Origin of the sequence: Micromonospora sp. BRA006-A, from assembly GCF_033433935.1 — a bacterium.
GTDB lineage: Bacteria > Actinomycetota > Actinomycetes > Mycobacteriales > Micromonosporaceae > Micromonospora > Micromonospora aurantiaca.
The window spans coordinates 1,504,455-1,524,815 of record NZ_JANCLW010000001.1 but is presented as its reverse complement, the minus strand read 5'-3'; the positions used below and the strand labels follow the sequence as shown (position 1 = coordinate 1,524,815).

13 protein-coding genes, 1 tRNA gene and 3 pseudogenes are annotated in these 20,361 nt (G+C 69.1%); 5 read left to right on the top strand and 12 right to left on the bottom strand.

The annotated features are described in order from the left end of the window. Window positions 1-12 precede the first annotated feature (12 nt). From NMK34_RS07380 to amcA, 6 genes and pseudogenes are all read right to left on the bottom strand, one after another. On the bottom strand, window positions 13-183 hold the full coding sequence (locus tag NMK34_RS07380) for a hypothetical protein (RefSeq protein ID WP_412098975.1): 171 nt from the start codon (window positions 181-183) through the stop codon (window positions 13-15). A 70-nt stretch (window positions 184-253) separates the two neighbouring features. Further along, window positions 254-385: pseudogene (locus NMK34_RS30890) on the bottom strand (transcriptional regulator); the annotation flags it as partial. A gap of 44 nt (window positions 386-429) precedes the next feature. Then, window positions 430-594: pseudogene (locus NMK34_RS07375) on the bottom strand (kinase); the annotation flags it as partial. A gap of 95 nt (window positions 595-689) precedes the next feature. Next, a pseudogene (locus tag NMK34_RS07370) lies at window positions 690-1,508 on the bottom strand (radical SAM protein); the annotation flags it as partial. Continuing rightward, complete coding sequence (locus tag NMK34_RS07365; RefSeq protein ID WP_318332777.1) at window positions 1,505-1,852, bottom strand: hypothetical protein; 348 nt, start codon at window positions 1,850-1,852, stop codon at window positions 1,505-1,507. The pseudogene NMK34_RS07370 and the gene NMK34_RS07365, both read right to left, overlap by 4 nt. Further along, window positions 1,849-2,013: a multiple cyclophane-containing RiPP AmcA gene (gene amcA / locus NMK34_RS07360; RefSeq protein ID WP_318332776.1), complete on the bottom strand. Its 165-nt coding sequence runs from the start codon at window positions 2,011-2,013 to the stop codon at window positions 1,849-1,851. The genes NMK34_RS07365 and amcA overlap by 4 nt, the downstream gene beginning before the upstream one ends. A 450-nt stretch (window positions 2,014-2,463) precedes the next feature. Between amcA and NMK34_RS07355 the strand changes: the two genes are divergently transcribed. Next, on the top strand, window positions 2,464-3,708 hold the full coding sequence (locus NMK34_RS07355; RefSeq protein ID WP_318332775.1) for an IS256 family transposase: 1,245 nt from the start codon (window positions 2,464-2,466) through the stop codon (window positions 3,706-3,708). A 173-nt stretch (window positions 3,709-3,881) separates the two neighbouring features. Here the strand turns inward: NMK34_RS07355 and NMK34_RS07350 are convergent, their stop codons facing one another. Both NMK34_RS07350 and NMK34_RS07345 read right to left on the bottom strand, forming a co-directional pair. Next, entirely contained in the window at window positions 3,882-4,766 is an 885-nt protein-coding gene (locus tag NMK34_RS07350) for a phosphotransferase (RefSeq protein ID WP_318332774.1), read from the bottom strand. A gap of 7 nt (window positions 4,767-4,773) precedes the next feature. Further along, window positions 4,774-6,132, bottom strand: coding sequence for a hypothetical protein (locus NMK34_RS07345; RefSeq protein WP_318336288.1), 1,359 nt, complete (start codon window positions 6,130-6,132; stop codon window positions 4,774-4,776). A gap of 441 nt (window positions 6,133-6,573) precedes the next feature. Here NMK34_RS07345 and NMK34_RS07340 point away from each other — a divergent pair, with 441 nt between their 5' ends. Next, the gene (locus NMK34_RS07340) at window positions 6,574-7,458 is read left to right on the top strand and encodes a hypothetical protein (protein WP_318332773.1); all 885 of its coding nucleotides are present in this window, start codon (window positions 6,574-6,576) and stop codon (window positions 7,456-7,458) included. Between the two features lie 201 nt (window positions 7,459-7,659). Here NMK34_RS07340 and NMK34_RS07335 read toward each other — a convergent pair. Together NMK34_RS07335 and NMK34_RS07330 are read right to left on the bottom strand one after the other, a co-directional pair. Further along, a tRNA-Lys gene (locus NMK34_RS07335) sits at window positions 7,660-7,735 on the bottom strand. Window positions 7,736-7,798: 63 nt separating this feature from the next. Continuing rightward, window positions 7,799-10,867, bottom strand: coding sequence for a VWD domain-containing protein (locus tag NMK34_RS07330; protein ID WP_318332772.1), 3,069 nt, complete (start codon window positions 10,865-10,867; stop codon window positions 7,799-7,801). Between the two features lie 77 nt (window positions 10,868-10,944). Here NMK34_RS07330 and NMK34_RS07325 point away from each other — a divergent pair, with 77 nt between their 5' ends. The 3 genes from NMK34_RS07325 (at window position 10,945) to NMK34_RS07315 (ending at window position 12,446) form a co-directional block, all read left to right on the top strand. After that, entirely contained in the window at window positions 10,945-11,679 is a 735-nt protein-coding gene (locus NMK34_RS07325; RefSeq protein WP_318332771.1) for a class I SAM-dependent methyltransferase, read from the top strand. After that, window positions 11,669-12,178 (top strand): SRPBCC family protein, encoded by a 510-nt coding sequence (locus tag NMK34_RS07320; RefSeq protein WP_318332770.1) that lies wholly within the window; start codon window positions 11,669-11,671, stop codon window positions 12,176-12,178. The genes NMK34_RS07325 and NMK34_RS07320 overlap by 11 nt, the downstream gene beginning before the upstream one ends. 64 nt (window positions 12,179-12,242) lie before the next feature. Next, entirely contained in the window at window positions 12,243-12,446 is a 204-nt protein-coding gene (locus NMK34_RS07315; RefSeq protein WP_318332769.1) for a hypothetical protein, read from the top strand. Window positions 12,447-12,612: 166 nt separating this feature from the next. Here NMK34_RS07315 and NMK34_RS07310 read toward each other — a convergent pair whose 3' ends face one another. Both NMK34_RS07310 and NMK34_RS07305 read right to left on the bottom strand, forming a co-directional pair. Continuing rightward, on the bottom strand, window positions 12,613-13,503 hold the full coding sequence (locus NMK34_RS07310; RefSeq protein WP_318332768.1) for a hypothetical protein: 891 nt from the start codon (window positions 13,501-13,503) through the stop codon (window positions 12,613-12,615). An 8-nt stretch (window positions 13,504-13,511) separates the two neighbouring features. Next, entirely contained in the window at window positions 13,512-20,282 is a 6,771-nt protein-coding gene (locus NMK34_RS07305; RefSeq protein WP_318332767.1) for a polymorphic toxin-type HINT domain-containing protein, read from the bottom strand. Window positions 20,283-20,361: the final 79 nt, after the last annotated feature.

The window sequence follows — 20,361 nt, the reverse complement described above, 5'->3', positions numbered from 1 at the left end:
GCCCATGCCGGCTCATGCCTTGGCGAGGGCGCAGAGCGTTTCGGTGGTCGCCGGGTCGGCAGGGAAGAAGGCCTCGACGGCCAGCCCGGCGACTGTGACATCCTGCGGCGTGCCGACGAGGGTGGTGGTGCTGAACAGGGACAACTCCCAGTCGTTGTGGCGGTACCGGAGCGGGATGACCACGCGCGAAACGGCGTCGCTGATCGGTGCCCCATGGCCGCTGCCGCCGGGATAGCCGCGAAGCTCCTCGTGCAGTTTCGTACAAGACCGGGTCGTTGGTTGTCACGGCCTGCTGGCGCAGCCGGTGGAGCAGGTGGGCGCGCCACTCAGGCAGGTTGAGGATTCGCCGGGCCATGCCGTCAGGGTGCAGGCTGAGCCGCAGCACGTTGATCGGTGGAGTGAGGAGGTGGGGCTCGGCACCTGCGGTGAGCGTTCGCGCAGCAGGATGCGGCGTAGGTAGTCCTGCTCGACCAGGGCGCAATCCCGGCCGTGCCGGCGTCGCAGCTCGCGGGCGATGCTGCTCTTGCCCGAGCCGGAGTCGCCCCGGATGCAGACGAGGATCGTGTCCGGGCTGCCGGTGGGTTCAACGAGCACGATCCCTCCTCGGATTCACTCGTTGCGCACGGTGAGATCGAGGGCGGTGATGGTCAGTTGGGTGAGGTCGGTAAGTTGGTCCTCGCCGAGCGTGGCACCACCTGCCCGTCCCAGGAGACGGTCGGGATCGGCTCGTACGGCGCGTGGTCGACGTGACCAGCGCGGGTGGCGGCAAGGTAGTCGGCCAGGCGGTCCACGTCGCGGATCCGCAGCGGGCTGCCGCCGACGCGACGTGCGATGAGGCGCTGCCAGAACCGGTACGCGGCATCCTCCGACACCGGCGCCCGGTCGGCGACCTCCTGCTCTTCGATGTTGAAGCCGACCGACTGACAGCCGGGCAGGCCGGTGAAGAAGTCGACGAGGGCTTCCGCGTGGTCGATGGTTTCCGGGGTGACCACACAGATCACCGAGTACGGCACCCCTGCGTCGGCCAGGGTCTGCATGCCGCGCAGGGTACGGGCGTCCGTCGGGTTGCCGGCCCGGTCGAGGCGGTTACGGTTCAACGCGCGCGGTCCGTCGATGCTGACCCCGACCTCGAACCCGTAGGTGGTGAACAGCTTGCACCACTGGCGGTTGATCAGCGTCGCGTTCGTCTGGATCTCGTGACGCACCAGCCCCGCGCGCCGCAGCTCCTCGAACGGGGAAAGTAGTTCCCGGAACCGCCCGATGGGTGTGGCGGTGGGTTCGCCCCCATGCCACACGACACTCACCGGATGACCGCTGTTCTGGTGGGCGATCGACTCGGCACAGGCCCGCGCGATCGCGCCGCTCATCAGGCGTAGGGATCTCCGGTCGGGCAGGTAGCAGTAGGTGCAGTCGAGGTTGCAGAAGCTCGTCGGCTGCACGACCAGGGTGTGGAAGCCGTCGGCGATCGCCGGCTGGCCGGTGGCGTTGATGCGGCCGATGCCGTTCACGAGGAGCCCTGCTCGGTGCTGAAGTCCGTGGTGGTGCTGACGCAGTAGGCATGGGTGTGGCGGGCGGGCCAGCCGAGGAACCGGTCGAACATGTCGGCGGCGCTGCCCGTGACGCTCGGGTTCAGCCGGTGCAGGTCGTCGATCGCGTCGTGCAGGCAGCCGGCCAGGTAGAGGAACAGGCTCACCGGCACTTCTCGATACTCGGCCAGGAGCGCGAGCTTCGCCGCTCCGCAGGGCCACGGCTGCCCGCACCGGCGGCACAGCCACAGCGGGCGCATCGGCAGATGCTCCACCTCGGTTGGCGTGGGCCGGTTCGCCGCGAGACGGCGCTGCTGGCCGGTCACCGGCGACCGCCCTCGCGGGCCTGCTGCTCGAACAGCCGACGCCATACAAAGGTGAGCAGCGGCGGGTCAGCGGGCCACACCTGCCCCGGCGAGGCCGTCCACCTGCTCTCGGGGTACCGGGACCGGCCGGCCACGGCGTTACGCGAGACGTACACCGTCATGCCGCCACCCCCACCGGGGACGATGAGCGGCGGGCTCGCCGGGGGAATGGCGAGCCCGCCGCCGCACCGCGGCGGCTGGGAGCAGACCGCCGATCACCCACCCGCGCAGCCCTCATGGCGGTACGCGAACGGGGAGTCACCCGTACGGTCGACGGAGTGCCCGGCGCGAGCACTTGCCGGTGCGTCGGGTCGCATTCCGACCTGTCGCCGATCGACACGTCCATCTGGTTCTCCCTGGCGTGACATTGCCGCTGACCCGCCGGCGCCATGGGATCAGGATCGTCCTGGACCGTTCCGCCGACGTTTTCCTGACGTCCACGATCGCGGGCGGCGGTTGCGTCCACGGGAGTGGTGTACGACTTGCCCGTGATGGGCGTGTTGCGTAGATGAGAGACGGCCATCGCGTCGATCCTTCAAGACGACCAAGTCAGAGAAGGAAGAGAGGACGCGATGGCCGCTTCAGAGAGTGTGAACCCTGTTGACCTGCTGCGCGAGCAGATCGAGGGCGCGTCGCCGGATGTCTTGCAGGCGATGATCAAAACGTTCGCGCAGGCGGTGATGTCCGCCGAGGCCGACGCGATCTGCGGCGCCGGCTACGGGCAGCGCAGCGATGAGCGGGTCAACTCCCGCAACGGTTACCGCCCTCGGGAGTGGGACACCCGCGCCGGCACGATCGACCTGGCGATCCCGAAACTGCGCCACGGCAGCTACTTCCCGGACTGGCTGCTCACTCACCGGCGGCGGGCCGAGCAGGCACTGGTCTCGGTCGTGGCCACCTCGTATCTGTTGGGGGTCTCGACGCGGCGGGTGGAGAAGCTGGTCGAGACCCTCGGGATCCGGCAGTTGTCGAAGTCGCAGGTCTCGGAGATGGCCGCGCACCTCGACGCGCAGGTCGAGGCGTTCCGCAACCGGCCCCTCGACTCTGGGCATTTCACGTTCGTGTGGATGGACGCGTTGACGATGAAGGTCCGCGAGCACGGACGCACGGTCAACGTCCACGCCCTGGTCGCGGTCGGGGTCAACGCCGACGGCCAGCGTGAAGTCCTCGGCGTCGACGTCGCCTCGGACGAGGACGGCGCAGGATGGCTGGCGTTCCTGCGGTCACTGACGGCCCGCGGACTGTCCGGGGTCCAGCTCGTCATCTCCGACGCTCACCGCGGCCTCGTCGCCGCGATCGGCGCGGCGCTGCCCGGCGCCACCTGGCAACGATGCCGCACCCACTACCTGCGCAACCTGCTGACGAAGGTGCCGAAGTCGGCGCAGCCGTGGATCGCCACCCTGGTCCGCACGATTTTCGACCAGCCTGATGCCGACGCCGTCCACGCCCAGTTCCGGCGGGTCGTCGCCACGATTGAGGCGAAGTTCCCGGCCGCGGCTGAGCACCTCGACGCCGCCCGCGACGACCTACTCGCCTTCACCGGCTTCCCGCGGGAGATCTGGCGCCAGATCTGGTCCAACAACCCGCAGGAACGGCTGAACAAGGAAATCCGCCGCCGCACCGACGTCGTCGGCATCTTCCCCAACCGGGCGGCGATCATCCGCCTCGTCGGCGCGGTCCTGGCCGAGCAGACCGACGAGTGGACCGAAGGACGCCGCTACATGGGCCTGGAACTTCTCGCCAAAGCCCGCCTGATCACCGTTCAGCCAGACCAACACGACAACGACCAGACCGACCCCGCCCCGATCGCCGCATAACATCAGACCGGATCACGCGATGGCCGTCTCTTACACCACCAGCGCGGACGTCACCCGGGCGGCACGGGCCCGAGACAGACCCAGCGTGGTGGGCCACGGTGGGCCTCTATGTGGTCGGCCCCGACCGATGCGAGGAGGACAGGCGGTACTACGCCGTCCCTACGAGACTCATTTCAGAGGATGTGCCAGCGGCGGAGTTCCGGCCCGCCGTGGACAAGTCCTGCAATCCGGTGGTGCACCTCGTCGGCGGCCTCGGTCCCGGGGCGGGACTTTCGGGCGTTGGTAGCGATCATCTGCAGCTCGCGAAGCTGGCACAGCTCCTCGAACCCCGGCCAGCAGGTGGCATCCCAGCCGTAGGCGGCGGTGAAGTTGGCGAAGGCATCGGAGCCGGGCGGATCGAACCGGCGGCAGTGGACAGCGACCGTGGCGATGTCCCACTCGCGGGGCCCAAGGGCGGCGCCGTCCCAGTCGGCGAGTACGGGCGTGCCGTCGAAACGCCGGAGCGCGTTGCGAACCTGCGGATCTGACTGGATCAGGCTCGTGCCACGGGGAAACCGCATCGCCTCCCAGCCGGCGGCCAGCGTCTCGAGCCGGCCTAGCAGCAGATCCTGTTCCTTGCCGTTCAGGATCTCCGAACGGGTCACGGATAGCTCGATGCCATGGATCGGCCGCAGCACGGGCAATGGCAGTTGCGGAACAGGCAGGGAATGCAGATCCCGGAGAAGGCTTCCGAGTTCGGAGACGGTGATGGGATGGTCGTGTGCGGGATCCAGACGCTGCCAGACAGTGACGGCGTGCCCGCCCACCTCCAACGGCTGGGACAGGCCCGGGTGAAGGCCGACCGTGGGGAACTCTCGGTCCACCAGCCAGTCGACCACGGCCACCATCGCGCGCACCCGGTTCAGGTCCTGGTCGCCAGGGGCGATCTTGATGACGACGTCCCCGACGGCGTAGACGGCGTTGGTGTGGTGCCGCAGCAGAGCCGCGTCCGAGTCGGGGTAGCCGAGGAGCCGACATACCTCGGCGAGCACCGGCCGAGTGCGCGCCTCGACGAACATGGGGCTCCTAGGGACCGAGTGCGGCTGTGGTCCCAAGCCTACGGGCGCGCTCGCGGCAGGCCCGTAGGTAGTCCGTCAAGGTGGCGACCTCACCCCGCTGGCTCTCTCCAGGAATCGCCGTGGACACGTCGGTCGCCCTGGTCAAGATGATCTCCGTCCGCTGCGTCTCGGGCAGGTCCGCGACGGCATCCCGCGCGGTTACCGCCGCCTCGGTCGCCCGCCGTTCCCGCGCGAGACACATCGACCGGTCCAGGGCGATGAGCGCCACGTCGATCGGTACGGCCGGAGCCGTGCCATAGAGCCGCAATGCCTCGTCCTGAACCCGGTACGCCTCCACCGTGTCACCGAGCCAGGTGTACGCGCCGGAGAGGTAGAGCAGCAGCCGCTTCGCCGGGAACCTGAACGCCACGTCGGTGTCCTCGTCGCCAGCCTGATCGAACAGCCGGCGTGCCTGATCGACGGCCGATCGCGCCTGCTCGGTGGCACCGATTCTGGCCAGGGCACGAGCCCGGCCCGCAGCCGCCAGGGCAGCCGACGACGATGCGGCCGGAGTGACCGCGAGAGCCGCATCTGCCAGAGCGACGGTCTGGGCGGGATCCCCGAAGTAGTACGGCAGCATCGCCGCCTGGGCCCGCACGAGCACCCTGAATCGAGCCTCCCCGCTGTCGTCCGCCGCGTGGATCGCTGTGCCGTACCACCGTCGAGCCTCGGCGACATCCCCGAGCCTCATCAACGCGTCAGCGCACATCGTCGCCAGCAGCGCCGCCACCCCGGACAGCCGGGCCTGGACCGCCGCCGGCTGGCGCCGAAGCGACAGCATCTGCACCTCTCGGCAGTCGGCGGCCAGCAGCGCCAGCATCGTCTGTGGCGAAGCCGAGGGATAGACCCGCAGGTGCTCGCCAGCGCTTTGCTCGATCAGCTCAAGCTGCCGAGGGGCGACACTCGACGCCGCCAGAGCCTCGTCCAGTCCCAGACGGAGTCTGACCAGACCTCCGGCCTCGTTGCTCCCCATACGGGCAGGCGATCGATCTGCTTCACCGGCCACGGTCTCGATGCTGACGTCACGCGGCATAGTGCTGTCCTCGGCGCGGCCGAGCCCCATGACCGGACGCGGAATGTGAAGACCCACGGCGATCCGTTCCAGCACCTCGTACGCCGTGACCTGCCGGACGCCTTTGGCGATCTCCGTAGCGCGGTGAGGCGAGAGGCCTACGAGAGCGGCGATCCTGCCGTAGGACACGCCTCGGGCGTGAAGGAAGCGGAAGACCGCAGTGATGTCGCGCCGCTGAAGAAACTCGCTGATCGGTCGGTCGTTCCACAGCCCCGAACTCCACCACTCGGGATCCACCTGCGCGGCCACGATCACCTCCGATCGGACGACGACCACCTGACAGCACAACGCATCCGCGCCAACACATCAAGTCAATGACGGTCGAGTCGACAGCCCAACCAGAGTCGACGCTCGGGGTGGCATCCGGAAGACCCACGATGAGCCCTCAGCGTGTCCCCTCCTGGGATCAGCGCAGGCTCCGGAGCGCCATGACCTGTCCAGCCCGAGCCTTGGTCGCCGGTCTGGGACGGAAGCGAGTGATGCAGATGAGGGAAGAGCCGTCTATCAATAATCCGTCGCAGCCCAGCAGATGAAGCAAATCTGCAGGCTCCCACCAGGCAGAACGGCCCGCAGAAGGTGGAGGCCCCGAGTCGAGCTGCCCCGACCCAATCACACATCCATTGGCATCCATCGTTGCCTGACATAGAGTCACTGGCTAGTCACATTGAGCGCAAACGACCGGGCGGCGACTTGCGGATGATGACCAACACCCACAGAGCCAACTGCGCAAACGCCCAGAGGCCGGGCTGCACATGCTCCGGCTGCGGGGGCTCACAACACGGCTGGCAAGGATGGACATCTCTGGCCGCCGACCGGTCAGAGAAGCGCGACGACCGGCGGCGTGAACTCAAGGAGAAGGTGGAGGAAGACAGACGATCCGGACGCCAGAAGTTCAACGCCCACAACCGGGAAATCTACTTTGACCTCGCACGCCTGGACATCACCGACTACCTGTGGGCCGCCGACGGCCGAACCAGAATCAACGGCCGACTGCCACGCGATGTTGAGCCGACATCGATGTCATCAGACCTTGGCCGGATGGACACCCTTGCCCACCATGTCATGGAGAACCCGTGGGACGAGATCTCAGCCGGCATAGACAGCGTCGTCCGGAATAAGGCTGACGCCAGGGAGGTCAAGAAGCGCCTGGCCGATCACACATGGTGCGGCCTGCTGGTGGCCCTGATCCAGTTGATCAATAAGATCAACAAGACCGTCGAACTGCTGACGGATACCGCCAAGCAGTTCATCACCGACGCGTTGTCGCGGCGGTTCGATTCGGGGCTGCCCCGGCTGGTGACCGACGCCGTCATCCGCCTTGTCGTGGATAAGGTGTGGTCAGCCCTGGCGAGGCTGCTGGAGGCTCACTTTCCCCTCCTCGGAACAGACACCCTGCGCGTCCTGAGGATGCTGGCCATCTTCACCTGCCCCTCGGTCGAACACCACCCAGAGGTCTACAAGCACGCCGTCCGGCCGCTCATGGGCGACGGGCACGAGATCATCACGGACGAGATCAAGACGCACGTGGTCACCCTCTTCAGCGCGTGGTGGCGGCGGCGCGCCCCGGAAGCTCTGGCCTGACGCGCCCCGGACACGCCCGGCCCCATCAAGCCCGGAAAAGAACCAGCGGTGCGCGCCGGACGTACACGAGACCCGCGTTCAGTCCGGGCAACACCGGCCCGGTCCAACGGCTCCCGAGCACCCACCGAGCCACCACCCACTCTCGGCGTACGCGAAAAAGGCCCCGACCGGCGTGGCACGCCTGGTCAGGGCCTTGATCGTTGGTGCGCCGCCAGGGACTCGAACCCCGAACCCGCGGATTAAGAGTCCGCTGCTCTGCCAGTTGAGCTAGCGGCGCTCGCTGACAACGGGACGAGACGTTAGCACGACCGCCGGCCACCCCCGAAATCCAGGGTCGGCCTCACCGCACCGCCAGCGTGACCTGCCCGGTCGCGGCCCCGGACGGGTCCACCACCAGGGTGTACGCCCCGGACGCCGGCAACACGGTCGGCCCGAGTTCACCGGCCCCGTTGATCACGCAGCCGCTGCCGACGGTGCTGCCGTCGGGCGCGCGCAACGCCAGCACGCCGCACTGGTCCGGCAGGTCCGAGGCGGAAGCGCTCACCGTCACCGACGTGCCGGCCGTGGCAGTGAACCGGTAGCCGCTGATCGCGCCGGGCCGGTCCACCGGGGCGACGACAGGTGGCCCGCCGAGTGCGATCGTCGCCTCCCGGTCCCGGCTGGTGACCACCCGCAGCGCGGTCGTGCCGGTGCCGCGTTCGGTCGGGTCGACCACCACGGTGTACGTCCCGTCGGCGGGCAGCAGCGTGCCGTCGATCTCACCGGCGCCGTTGATCACGCAGCCACTGCGCAGCAGCCGCCCCTCGGCATCCCGCAGTTCCAGCGGGGAGCACTGGTCGGTGAGGCTGCTCGTGGGCACCTCCACGTAGACGCGCTCACCCGCGCGCCCGCTGAACCGGTAACGCGCCCGCCCGCCGGGTTGCGCGACTGTCGCGGTGACCGCCGGGCCGTTCGGTTGCAGCGTCCCGTCGCTGTCCCGCGCCGCGTACACCCGCACGGCGGCGCGGCCGGTGTCGCCTGGTGCGGCGGTGACCCGCAGCGCGTACGTGCCGGTGGCGGTGAGGTCGACGCGGTCGACGTACCCGTTGCCCTTGATGTTGCAGCCGCTGGCGATCTCCCGTCCGCCCGGTTCGGTGAGCACGTACGGCGAGCAGCGGTCCCCGATGCCCGGCGCGGTGGCGTCGACGAAGACGGCGTCCCCGGCGCGGGCGGCGAACGTCAGCGGCTCGCCGCCGGGGGTGAGCGTGGCGGTGGCGACGGGTACGGCGGTGATCGGGGTGGCGGCCGGTGGGGCGACCCGTTCCGTGCTCGCGCCGGCCACGGCGAACTCGGGGCGGCCGCTGACCGCGACGTCGAAGACGCATTCCGCGAGCTGGGCGGGCGCGGTGACGCCGGCCCAGCGGCAGACCTGCTCGGCCGCCGCGCGCCGGGCCGGGTCGAGGTCGGCGACGGTGACCTCCCGTTCCGGGAACGCGCGGTCGGTGAAGGTGCCGGTGTCCTGCCCGTCGTCGTAGTGCAGCAGCGAGCGGTCCCTGGTGATCCGCCAGCTGTCCGCGTACGCGGGATAGAGCTTGTCGAACGGCACCGGCTGGGCCAGTGCCGCCCCGGAGGCGGGCGCGATGTCGTCGGCCGGGTCGCCGTCGAAGTCGCCGAGCAGTCCGCGTACCTTTCCGGCCCTGGTCTCGGCGAGCCGGACCAGCACGCGGTAGCCGTACCGGCCGATCTGGTCCACCGCCGCCGCGGACCCGTCCGGCCACGTCACGTCGTACCCGTCGGCGGGGCCGGTGTCCGACGGACGGCGGGTGAGGGTGCCGCCGCCGGCCAGGTCGGTGCGGTCCGGCAGCACGGCTGGTGATGCGCCGTCGACGTGCACCCGGGTGCCGCCGTCGGTGAGGGTGAGCGCGACGCGGTGCGCGCCGATCCGGAACGCGACAGCCGAGTTGACCGAGGCGGTTCGCGTGCCGGCCATCGGGGCCTGCCGGACCTGCACCTCCAGCGGGTCGCCGCCGGTGGACGCGACCAGCGTGAACTCGCCGACGGCCTGAAAGTCGTAGGCGACCCGGTCGAACGTGACCAGGTGCGGGTCGCCGTTGCTGCCGCCGCAGTCGGCTCCGTCCTCGCAGAGCTTCACCGGTCCCTTCGGCGGCGGTGTCTTCTTGGCCGGCTTCTTGCACTCGTCGAGGTTCTTCGGCAGCGTCTTCCCGTCGTACTCGGTGCGCGGCGGCAGCCCCTTCGCCGCCCGGTAGCGGTTCTCCGCGAGCGTCGCCTTCACCTCGGCGGTACGGATGCCGGTGCCGCCGCACTCGCCCTGCGGCACGGCGTTGCGGGAGATGTCGTCGGCGTGGTTCAGCTCGTGGTAGAGCGCGGCGCAGGGGTCGCGGGCCACCCCGTCGCCGTACGGGTCGGTGGAGGTCGGGTTCCACGTGACGGTCGAGGAGCCCTTGCCGTCGGCGCTGTCCGGCGTCTCGAACGCGCCGGAGCCACCAGTGGTCGGGATGATCCGCACGCGGGGACTCTTCTTGTCGCGCAGCCGGGGCAGCAGGCCGGACGGGTCGCCGCCGGGTAGCGCGAAGCCGGCCAGGCAGCCGTCGACAGCAGCCTGGAAGTCGACGCCGCTGACCGGCACACCGGCGTTCGGGTCGACGCCGTAGTCGGCCCGCGCCGGCCGGGCACCACCGCCGACGTACGCACCGACGGCCACCAGCAGCACCAGGGCCACGGCGGCGGCTGCCGGCCGGCGTCGTCGGCGTACCAGCAGCAGCACGACCAGCGCGACGACGAGCAGCGCGAGTGCTCCCCCGGCCACCACCCAGAACCAGCGCGGGCCGGTCCCGCCGTCGTCGGACACGGTGAAGGTGGCGGTCCGCAGCGCGCTCGCGCCCGCGCACGGGTTCGTCGCGCCTGTGACCGGCAGCGTCACGTAGCCGGCGGTCACCTCGTACCGGCCGGGTGCGCCGACCGGCCAGAGCGTGTCCAGCCCACCGCCGTCCGGGGTGGCGGCCACCGAGCGGAGCACGACGTCGCCGTCGTGCAGCCGTACCCCGGTCAATCCCACGGCGGCGGTCGCTCCCGGCTCCACAGTGGTGAGCCCGGCGGTGGCGGCGGCGCCGATCCCGTCCTCGAAGAAGCTGCGGGCCAGCGTCGGCTCGACGTCGCGCCCGTCCCGGCGTACCCCCGTGATCTGCACCGTGCCGACGGGCCCGGTGGCGAGCGCGCACGCCGACCCGGTGGTGTTCGTGACGGTGAGGTCGAGGCGGACCTGGTCCCCGGCCCGGTAGTCGGTCTGGCCAGACCGCAGGGCCAGGCCGAGGCCGCCGTCGGCGGGCGCCGCGGCGCCGCTCGCCGCCCCGGTCCCCAGAGCAGTCACGAGTACGCCGAGCGCCGCAGCCAGCCGCAGGGTCCACCTCATGGTGCGGACTGTAGAAGCGGGTGGGCCGGTTTCCGCGCGGTCTGTCGGGGACCGGTCGGAGCCGTATCCTGCTGGTGATGAATGTCTTCGGTACGGTCGCCGACCTGTACGAGCGCGCCCGGCCGGGATATCCGCCGAAACTCGCCGAGTCGATAGTCGCCTACCACGGCGGCACCCCGGCCTCAGTGGTCGAGGTCGGCGCGGGCACCGGCAAGGGCACCGAGGTGCTGGCCCGCCTCAGCGCGCCACTGACCTGCGTGGAGCCCGACGCACTGATGGCAGCCCGGCTGGCCGAGCGGTTCCCGGAAGCGCGCGTCGAGGCGACGACGTTCGAGCGGTGGTCGCCGCCCGCCGGCGGGGTGGACGTGCTGGCCTGCGCGATGGCCTGGCACTGGCTGGACGCCGCCACCCGCAACGCCCTGGCCCGGCGCGCCCTGGCGCCCGGCGGCACGCTCGCCGTCTTCGGGCACCGCTACGACTACGCCGACGCCGCCCAGCAGGCCGCCGTCCGGGCCGCGCTGCGATCCGTCGACCCCACCGTCCGGAAGCGGCCCGTCGACTGGTTCCACCGGGACGTCCTCGACAGTGGGCAGTTCGCCGACGTACGCCGCGAGGTGTTCCGGCGGGAGCTGCCGCTGGACAAGGAGCGGTACCTGGCGCTGATGCGCACGTTCGGGCCGTACCTGTCCCGCACACCGGAGCAGCAGCGACGCCGGATCGCCGCCCTCGACCGGCTGGTGGACGACTTCGGTGGCACCGTCGTGCTCGACCTGCGGACCACGCTGGTGCTGGGCCGGGCCGATGCTCGGTGACCGGTGGGGCGTCTCCGACGACGAGACACGTCGCCGGTACCCGTGCGACGACCTCGTCCCCGCGCCCACGTTGCGGGCGTGGCGCGGGGTGAGCGTGGACGCGCCACCTTCCGCCGTGTGGCGGTGGGTCGCTCAGATCCGGCTCGCGCCCTACTCGTACGACTGGATCGACAATCTCGGCCGCCGTTCACCGCAACGGTTGGTGGACCTTCCCGAGCCGGTGGTGGGCGAGGCGTTCACAACTGCCGGCGGGCGGCGGCGGGGCCGGATCCTCGCGGTCGAGCCGGGACACCACCTCACCGGCGAGATCATGGGCGCGGTGCTGTCGTACGTCCTGGTGCCGGACGCCGGGAACACCACCCGCCTGCTGCTCAAGGTGGTGATGCGGACAAACCCGGTGATCGCCCTCGGCGGCTGCCTCGGCGACCTGGTGATGGCCCGCCGGCAGTTGCTGAACCTCAAGCAGCTCGCCGAGTCCGGCGACGGGCCGGCTCGCTGACCGTCGTGGCTAGACCCCCGGATACGTTCACGACCGGCAGAGGTTCTCGACCTACGCTACGCCGATGGCCGGGCTGGTCAGTGGCTCTCCTTACCCTGATGACGGTCATCGGTCCATTGCTGTGGTGGATCGGCGTGGGCACCGCATCTGCACCCTGCTCAGCATCTGCCAGCAACCGGTGCGCGCAACTCCGCACTTCGTTCTCGCCCGGTTCGCGCTATCGAAACTCCCCCAGCCGGTTCATCAACGTCATCCGGAGAGCTGGTGAAGAGTTCAACTCCGGTTGACGAGATTGCGTACGACGAGTCGCCGTCGAAATCAACCGTGAGGCCGCCCTGAGCGGCGCTCCGCTCCTCGGGCGCTGCTGCACCTCTGTCGTTGCCCGAGCGGCTGGTGCCCCGGAATGCGCGATTGATAGCTTTTGGCCCGAGACATCAACCCTGCAACTCAGGGCAGTTGAAGGTCGATTCCGAATCCGCCAGCCTTCGCCTCAGCCATTGCAGCTCATGGAACGACCGACTATATGGTTGGCGGGCGAAGCCCAGCATGAGTTTCTCAATCAGTTGCAGGGCTTCGTGGCCTCTGCCGTAGCTCACCAAGGCCAAGGGAAGCCGCCATTCGAAGTGCTTACCCCCACTGAACCGCCGCTGCCGCAACAGATCGTTGATCAGTAGATCGGGGGTCACATGGGAGACAATGTCGACGAAAGAGTCGATGTGCCGTGCGATCGATATAGCAACAGCTTCAGGCCCCGCATGGCCGGGCAAATGGATGCCGACGTCTCGCAGTCGGCCGACTGCGACGCTAACAGTGGCAGTGAAGAGTTCTGGCGGATCTGCGCCGATCAATCGGCAGTACGCCCGCTCGACGGGAATAAGCAAGAAGTCGATCCACGGCCGGACGACCATCTGCTCAGCCGAAACTACCTGAAAGCGCAGCCGTCCAAGGACATCCCTCCCGCCGCTCAGACTGAATGTCAAGTGGTCGAAGGGGGCCAGACCTGCAGCACTCGCCTGCCGCCAGATCTCGGCTGCGGTCGCGGTTGCAGCGGCCGAACCGAGATCTGGCGCTTCTACCGGCGGAGGCGGAGCCGCGGACCACCACCATCGGGAAGAGATGGTTGACGCATCCCTGAGCCCACGGCGCTGCCTCTCATCGACCACGTACACCGCCGCAGCAAATCGATCTACAGACGGGTGACGCAGCCGGATAACAGATTCTATGCAATCGCGCGCCGCCAGACGCGACAGAGCCTCTCTTCGCCCTGTCAACTCGGAGGAAAAGCTCCTCCAACAATCCAGCAGCCTTCCCGGCGCGATGAACAACAGTCCTCCTACTTCCTGAGCTCCTTGAGGAATTCGGCTTCTGGATTATCCGCCTTGAAGTAGGTCACGATGCCATTGTCGCCCAATACGCCGAGTTCCCGCGTTTTAGTGTTCACCCGCACGAGCGCGCCATCTGAATCTCGCCGCTGCTGCTGCGTGCCAGCGGTGGCGGCATCACAGAGAAAACGTTGTGCGCAGCTGGCGTAATCATCGAGAGCCAGGTCGACATCGCCATCGTTCCTATCCAAGATCTCCCTCATGTCACCGACGCCGCCAGGCTTATCCACGCCCATCACGTGCTTGTCGAAGTGCTCGAACAAGTTGGCGTCACTCGTCCAGTCGCAATTGTGCACCAACACCGAGGTGTTGCCTGCGAGCACATAGTACGTGTGGATGTCGTCGACCGTGAGGTTGTAGACCCGCGCCGGTTCCGTCCACTGTCGGGTCGCGCTGATCTGCACGTGGGTGCCGGCCGAGGTACGCAGCCACTGACCGGCCCGCAGATCGGCGGCGTCGACCCACTCGTCCAAGCCGGGCACCCAGAACGGGTGGTTGTCGGTGGCGACCACGCGCTCAGTGGCGTCGCCGCTGTCACCGTCGGGATCGATGGTGACTTCGACCAGGTTCTTGCTGCCCTGACCGATGATGGTCGCCACCACCGGCTTGATCGTCGTCTTGCCGGTCACCGGATCGGTCACCAACACCATGTCGCCGGTCTTGACGTCCTCGATCGGCTTGCGCGATCCGTCGGCCATCACCACCAACGTGCCGGGCACGAAGCTGTTCTTGCACTTGATGAATGCCTTGGCGCTGCCGACCAGGTCGCCGAGCAGGCCCTTGACGCGGCTGGTCAGGTTGGCGAGTTTCTTCCACTTCCATGGAGCGCCGTATCTGACGGCCAGCTTGCCCAGCGCACCGCCGATCGCCGCACCCGCGACGTTGACTGCTGTGGCCAGGCAGCCGCCCATGTCGCCCTTGAGGAAGCAGTCCAGGGCATCGGTGATGCCCAACTCGTCCATCAGGATCTTCGCCAGGGCCTTGGCGGCGTTGAGCATCTTCGCCTTGGCCGCGGCGATCCGCCGCTGCCTCTCCTTCTCCGCCGCCGCCCGCGCGGCCGCGGCCCGCTCCTCCGCTGATGCCCGCGGGTTGTTGTGGACGTTGATCGTGGGCTCGTCCGGGTCGTACGCGCCCGAACAACCACCGCAACCGTCGTTGTGGCCCTTGACCTTGTGGTAGTTGCCGTACATGTCCTCGTAGTCGGCGCCCGGCCCGCAGGCGTCGTCGGAACAGGCCTTGAGACCGTCCGGGTCGGAGAACGAAATCGGGTTGTTGTTGGCGTACGCGTACCCGTTCATCTGCTGCGGGTCGTTGACGTCGATGATCGGGTCGACCGAGATGAACCGGCCGGTGATCGTGTCGTACTCCCGCGCGCCGATGTTGACCAGGCCTGTCGTGGAATCGATGTTCCCGTTGACGAAGCCCTTCTCCGTCGGCCACTGACCTGGCGACGCGCCCCGGTTCTCGCCGTACGGGGTCATCCGCCGATGCGTGACAGCGCCGCTCTGGTCCACGACTGCCTGGCCGGTGCCGTGGTGGTCGTTCGCGACGTACCGGAGGCCGTCCACCTTGCGGACCAGGCTCGCCCCGCCCGGAAGCGAGTAGTACCGGGTGGCGTCGGTGGACCGGGTCTGGTGGTTCAGCCGGATCTCCATGCCCGGCAGGTAGAGCGTGGTCGAGGCCGGCTCCTTGCGGAGCATCCGGGAGCCGTCGACGTCATAGAGGAAGCTGGTCTGCTTGCCGGCTTCGGTGACCGACTCGAGGTTGCCCTCGGCGTCCCAGACCAGGGTCTGGTCCTCGCCGGCCCTCGTCCGCTTCTTCGTGTTGCCGGCCGCGTCGTACTCGTACGAGTACAGCCGGTCGCCCTGCGGAGTCTTCTCCGTCATCTGGCTCAGCGTGTGCGGCTGCGCCTGGCCGGCGGCCGGATAGGTGTAGCTGCGCTCGATGAGCGGAGCGCCGTTGGTCCCGTACTGGACCTCGGTCTTGCGGTTGCCCGTGACGTCGAAGGTGTAGGCGTGGTGGTAAGGGGCCACACCGCCCACCCCGGTGACCGAGGGCCCACCGGCGCACGGGTCGGTCGCGGTGCTCGCCGACGTCCAGGCCCGCTCCATCCGGCGCAGGTAGTCGTACGTGAAGCACTGCGTGTCCTGCGTGCCGGACGGGTTGTTGGCGATCCGCAGGATGTTGCCGGACTGGTCGTACGTGTAGCGGGCGTCGATGTCCACGACCGGGGCCGACTCGCGGTCCAGCCGTTGCCGGGTGAGCCGCTTGGAGCCCTGCTCGTACTCGTATGTCGACCAGACCTTCCGGGTGCCCACCCGAGCCTCGGTCTGCAGTACCTCGCCGGTGCCGGCGTACTCGACGTCGGTCAGGTAAGGGGCGTCACCGGTCGCCGCGGTCAGGCGCTCAAGATCGTCGTAGGTGTAGGCGATCGTCTCGAACGGCAGCCCACCGCCGTCCGACATGCTCAGCGACTGGACGCTGCCGTCCCGGTTGTACTCCGTGCCGAAGGTGTAGAAGCCGGCCAGTTCGGCACCGGCGTGCTCGGGCACGGAGTAGTAGGTGGCGTGCGGCCGGTAGAACTCGTCGTAGATCGAGAAGTACGTGGCGTACTCGTGCCCGTCGATCCAGCGGCTCGTCGAGGAGAGCTCACCGAGCATCTCCAGGTCGTACGTCCAGCTGCTCAGCAGCTCCCCGGTGTCGGCGGCCCCCTTGTAGACGGCGATCTTGCGGCCGATCTCGTCGTACTTCGTGCTGATCGTCTGGTTGAGGGCGTTCGTGGTGCTGGTGAGCCGGTCCAGGTCGTCGTAGCCGGACGTCGACGTGCCGGCGTCCGGGTCAATCGACTTCGTCTTGCGGCCCAGCTGGTCGTACTCGTGGGACCAGACGTTGCCGGCCGGGTCCTTGACCGTCTTCAGCTGCCCGGCGTGCGTGTAGGTGTACTCGGTCTTGTCGAAGTCGCCCGTCGGACCGCTGCCCTTGTACTGCCGCAGTTCGGTGGTCTTGCCCAGGGCGTTCGTGATCGAGGTCGTCGGGGTGCCGCCGGCCGGCGGGTCGACCGAAACCCGGTCGCCGCCGTAGGTGGTCGTGGTGCGCCACTTCTCGTTGCCCGCGACCGCGAAGATCTCCGCCGTGACCCGGTCCGCGCCGTCGTAGACGTACAGCGTCTGGCCGTTGACGTCACCGTTGACGGCCGGGTAGATCACGTCGGTGGGCGTGCCCGCGACCGTGTACGTCGCGTACGTCTTCGCCATCTGGCCGGTGCCGGTGTAGAAGGTGTCAGCGACCGTACGGGTGCCGTCCGGACCCTCCGACTGCACCTGGCGGGGCCGCAGCAGACCGTCGTGCAGCTTGTACTCGACGCTGTAGGAGCCGTCGTTCTGCCGCCGCTCGGTCTTGATGGCGACCGGCTTGTCGGTGCGGACCAGGTAGCTGTAGCGGATGCTCGGCTCCAGCCCGCTGGCGCCCGTCCGGTCCGGCATCCAGACCTTCGCCAGCCGGCCCAGGGCGTCGTACTCCAGGACGCTCTTGAGGCCGTTCTGGTCCACCTGGCCGACCGGCACACCCCACGCCGGGGCGTAGTCGGTGGTGGTGACGAACTGCAGCGGGTTGGTCTCCTTGACCTTGGTGGTCAGGCCGTTGGTGTCCGTGTACACGGTCTTGGTGACCCGGCCCAGCGCGTCCACGGCGGTCAAGGGCCGGCCGTACGCGTCGAACGTGCCCTCCGACGCGCGGATGTAGGTGGCCGTCGTGCCGTTGTGGCTCTTCAGCCGCTCGGTCCGGGTCGGGTTGCCCAGCGTCGGCGCGACGCCGAACGCCTTGCCGTCGTAGAGCGTCCGGGTGTCGGAGATGACCTGCTTGCTGCGATCGGGGGTGGCCGAGCACGCCACCGACACCGACTCGACCCGCGACACCAGGCTGTACAGGTGGGCGGCCGCGTTGTCGGCGTACGTGGTCCGGCTGCATGCCTCGTCGCCGGTGACCGCCACGTCACCCTCGTTCTCGGTCTCGGTCACCCGGCCGAAGCTGGTCTCGAAGGTCGAGGTCTGCTTCGTCTCCCGCCACCCGCCGGCGGCCAGGGCGACCAGGCTCCGGGCGGTGGTGGTGTTGATGAACCAGGCCTTCTTGCTGCCCCAGCTGTGGGTCTCCGTGGCGGTGTTGTGCCGCCACGGGACGGCGATGCTCTTGCTGACCGTGTCGGCGCCGTCGTAGACGATGCTCTCCAACTGGTGGCCGGAGAACTCGTTGTGGTCGGTGTGGCTCCCGCCGGTCGAGTCGGCGACGCTGACGGTACGCGTGCCGCCGTCCGGATCCTTGTCGCCGTGCATGCCGCGCAGGTAGCGGTACTCCGTCTTGGTCGTCTGGACCTGGCCGTCGCCGGCCGTGACGATCACGCGGCCGTAACCGCGCCAGTCGCTCCAGGTCAGATCCTTCGGGTCGGAGATGCCGTCCGGGTCGGCGTGCCGCCAGGCCGCGCCGTCCAGGTACTGGTAGCGGGTCACCATGTCCGGCGCCCCGCCGGTGCGGTCGGTCTCGACGACCTGCTCGACCACGTACTTGTGGAACCAGTCGGTGATCGGGTCGCCGCTGCCGAGCGGGTTCCACTTCACCGGGTAGCAGCGCCTGGTGCTGTTGCCCGGCGTGGGCAGCGTGCTCTTGGTGCAGTCCGGGGTCGCGTAGTTGACGTCGATCTGACCGCCGGCGTCGGTCCACACGGTCGCCAGCCGGAAACGGACCAGCGGGGCGATGTTGTCGCCGTCGCGGTCGATCCGGTTGGGCAGCTGCAGGCCGCCCAGTTCGACCGACGGCATGGCGATGTCGGCACCCGGCCCGTAGAGGCCGGTGTGGGTGATCTTGTAGAGCCAGAGGGTGCGCGAGCCGTCACCGTTGTCGGTGAGCAGGTGGTCGAGCTTCCAGTTGTCCACCGGCGTCCAGCCGGTGCCCTCGCGGATCTCGGTGGTGATGCCGGTCAGCCGGGCCCGGGTCCAGAACGTCGGGGTGATCTGGTCGAGCTTGCACTTGGTGTCCTTGGCGCAGTTCCGGTCGAACGGCACATCCGGCCAGTAGGGCGCGGTGGTGGTGTTCAGATCCTGCGGGTCGCAGTCGACGTTCCCGGACGGCAGGCACCGTTCCTTGGTCTCGAAGCGCACCCGGGCGGGGGCGTTGGTCGTGTAGACGGCCTCGTGCCGCTGGCCGTAGTCGACCCGCTTGAGCCAGCCGCCCCGGACGTACGGGACACCGTTGACGTCGGTCTTCTTGCCCCGGGCGTAGTAGTTGATCTCCTTCTCGTAGAAGTACGAGGTGACGTTGCCGTAGCGGTCCTTGACGTAGTCGAGGCTCCAGCGCCACGCCTGGTCGCAGTACGCCGACGTGAACGTCGCGTTGTAGCAGGGCTCGCCCGAGTCGTCGCCGTAGATCGGCATGGTCCAGGCCGAGCCGGTCTCCTCCTTGCCGGAGGTCCAGCCCGGAAGCCGGTTCAGGCCGAAGTGGTACTGCATGCCGTCGGTGGTGGTGACCCGCCAGTACTCGCCGTCGTTGTCACCGTTCAACGCGCCGGTGAGCCGCTCGACCTTCGAGCCGTCGTCGGTCCCGAACCGCCAGGTGTCACCGGTCTTGACCAGTTCCGTCGACTTGCCGTTGAGCAGGATGGTCGCGTTGTCGTACGCCCAGCACTGGTCGGCGTACTGGTCGTGCCCGTCGTCCGAGCAGGGCTTGTACCGGCGCTCGATGTGCCCGGGCTCGTAGTTGAACCCCTCACCGATCCACGAGCCCTGGTTGTTTGTCGTCGCGGTCCGGCCGTCGACCGACTGCGACGAGTAGGCAAGCGCGATCGGCGGCGCGCCACCACCCGGCACCGGCGGGCTCCGCAGCGGGTAGCTCCAGGAGAAGCCACCCGTGGAGGGGGCCACCGACCACTTGGACGACGGCGACAGCTTCGTCGCGCCGTAGTCGCCCTGCGAGGAGGAGTCGGTGGCGGTCATGGCGAAGAGCGCCCCGGTGGCCGCCTCGGCGGAGAGCGTCTCGGCGGCGCTGTCGTTCGTCGTCGGCAGCGGAACCGGGGCACACTGGGCCTTCTCCGGCGTGTTCAGCGCGCACTCGGGCAGGCGGACCAGCCGCAGCCGGGCACCGAAGTCGCCACCGAACGCACCGGCGACCCCGCCGTAGCCGAGGTCGAGACGGACGTTCCCGGCAGCGGCCTGACCGTCGGCCCGCTTCAGCCGGACGATCGGGCCGTCGACCTTGGCCTTCTCCGAGGCCTTCCGGTCGAGCACCTCGATGCGTACCTTGCCGGGAGCGGAGGCCGGACGGGCCGAGTCCGCCGCGGCGGCCGCGGCGGCGGGCGCGGCCGACACCGCGACCGGCAGGCCACCGATCTTGGCGCTGGCCGCCGGGGCCTTCCCGGCGGTGGACCGGGCAGACGCGGGCGCCGGCACGGTGATGTCCGCGGCGCCGGCGGCGGGCCAGGTGACCTTCGCCGGGGCGGTGGAGGCGGCAGCCACCGCCGGGTTGGCCGCCTTCGGCTTGGCCGGCAGCGGGTCGCGCTTGGGCAGGACCTTGGACGCGTCCGAGGTCGACGGACGGTTCGGCTTCGCCTCGGCCGAGGCGGGTGGGGTCGCGATCTGGATGAAGCCGGCGGCCATGACACCGGCCATCGCCCAGGAAACTGGTCGTACGGTGTGGCGGACGAACCCGCCGGACCGGACCAGGAGTCGGGAGAACATCACCCCTCCAGGGGTTGGGGAGAAGAACGGGGAAAGGTCTCGCGTGCCGGTGGGCCCGCCCGGGAGCGGGCGGGCCCAC

Excerpts from the sequence above, each read along its gene's own strand:
- NMK34_RS07350 (WP_318332774.1), bottom strand. The coding sequence starts at position 4,766 with ATGTTCGTCGAGGCGCGCACTCGGCCGGTGCTCGCCGAGGTATGTCGG.
- NMK34_RS07315 (WP_318332769.1), top strand. The coding sequence starts at position 12,243 with ATGGCCGGGCTGGTCAGTGGCTCTCCTTACCCTGATGACGGTCATCGG.
- NMK34_RS07330 (WP_318332772.1), bottom strand. The coding sequence starts at position 10,867 with ATGAGGTGGACCCTGCGGCTGGCTGCGGCGCTCGGCGTACTCGTGACT.
- NMK34_RS07320 (WP_318332770.1), top strand. The coding sequence starts at position 11,669 with ATGCTCGGTGACCGGTGGGGCGTCTCCGACGACGAGACACGTCGCCGG.
- NMK34_RS07355 (WP_318332775.1), top strand. The coding sequence starts at position 2,464 with ATGGCCGCTTCAGAGAGTGTGAACCCTGTTGACCTGCTGCGCGAGCAG.
- NMK34_RS07340 (WP_318332773.1), top strand. The coding sequence starts at position 6,574 with ATGATGACCAACACCCACAGAGCCAACTGCGCAAACGCCCAGAGGCCG.
- NMK34_RS07305 (WP_318332767.1), bottom strand. The coding sequence starts at position 20,282 with ATGTTCTCCCGACTCCTGGTCCGGTCCGGCGGGTTCGTCCGCCACACC.
- amcA (WP_318332776.1), bottom strand. The coding sequence starts at position 2,013 with ATGACGGTGTACGTCTCGCGTAACGCCGTGGCCGGCCGGTCCCGGTAC.
- NMK34_RS07325 (WP_318332771.1), top strand. The coding sequence starts at position 10,945 with ATGAATGTCTTCGGTACGGTCGCCGACCTGTACGAGCGCGCCCGGCCG.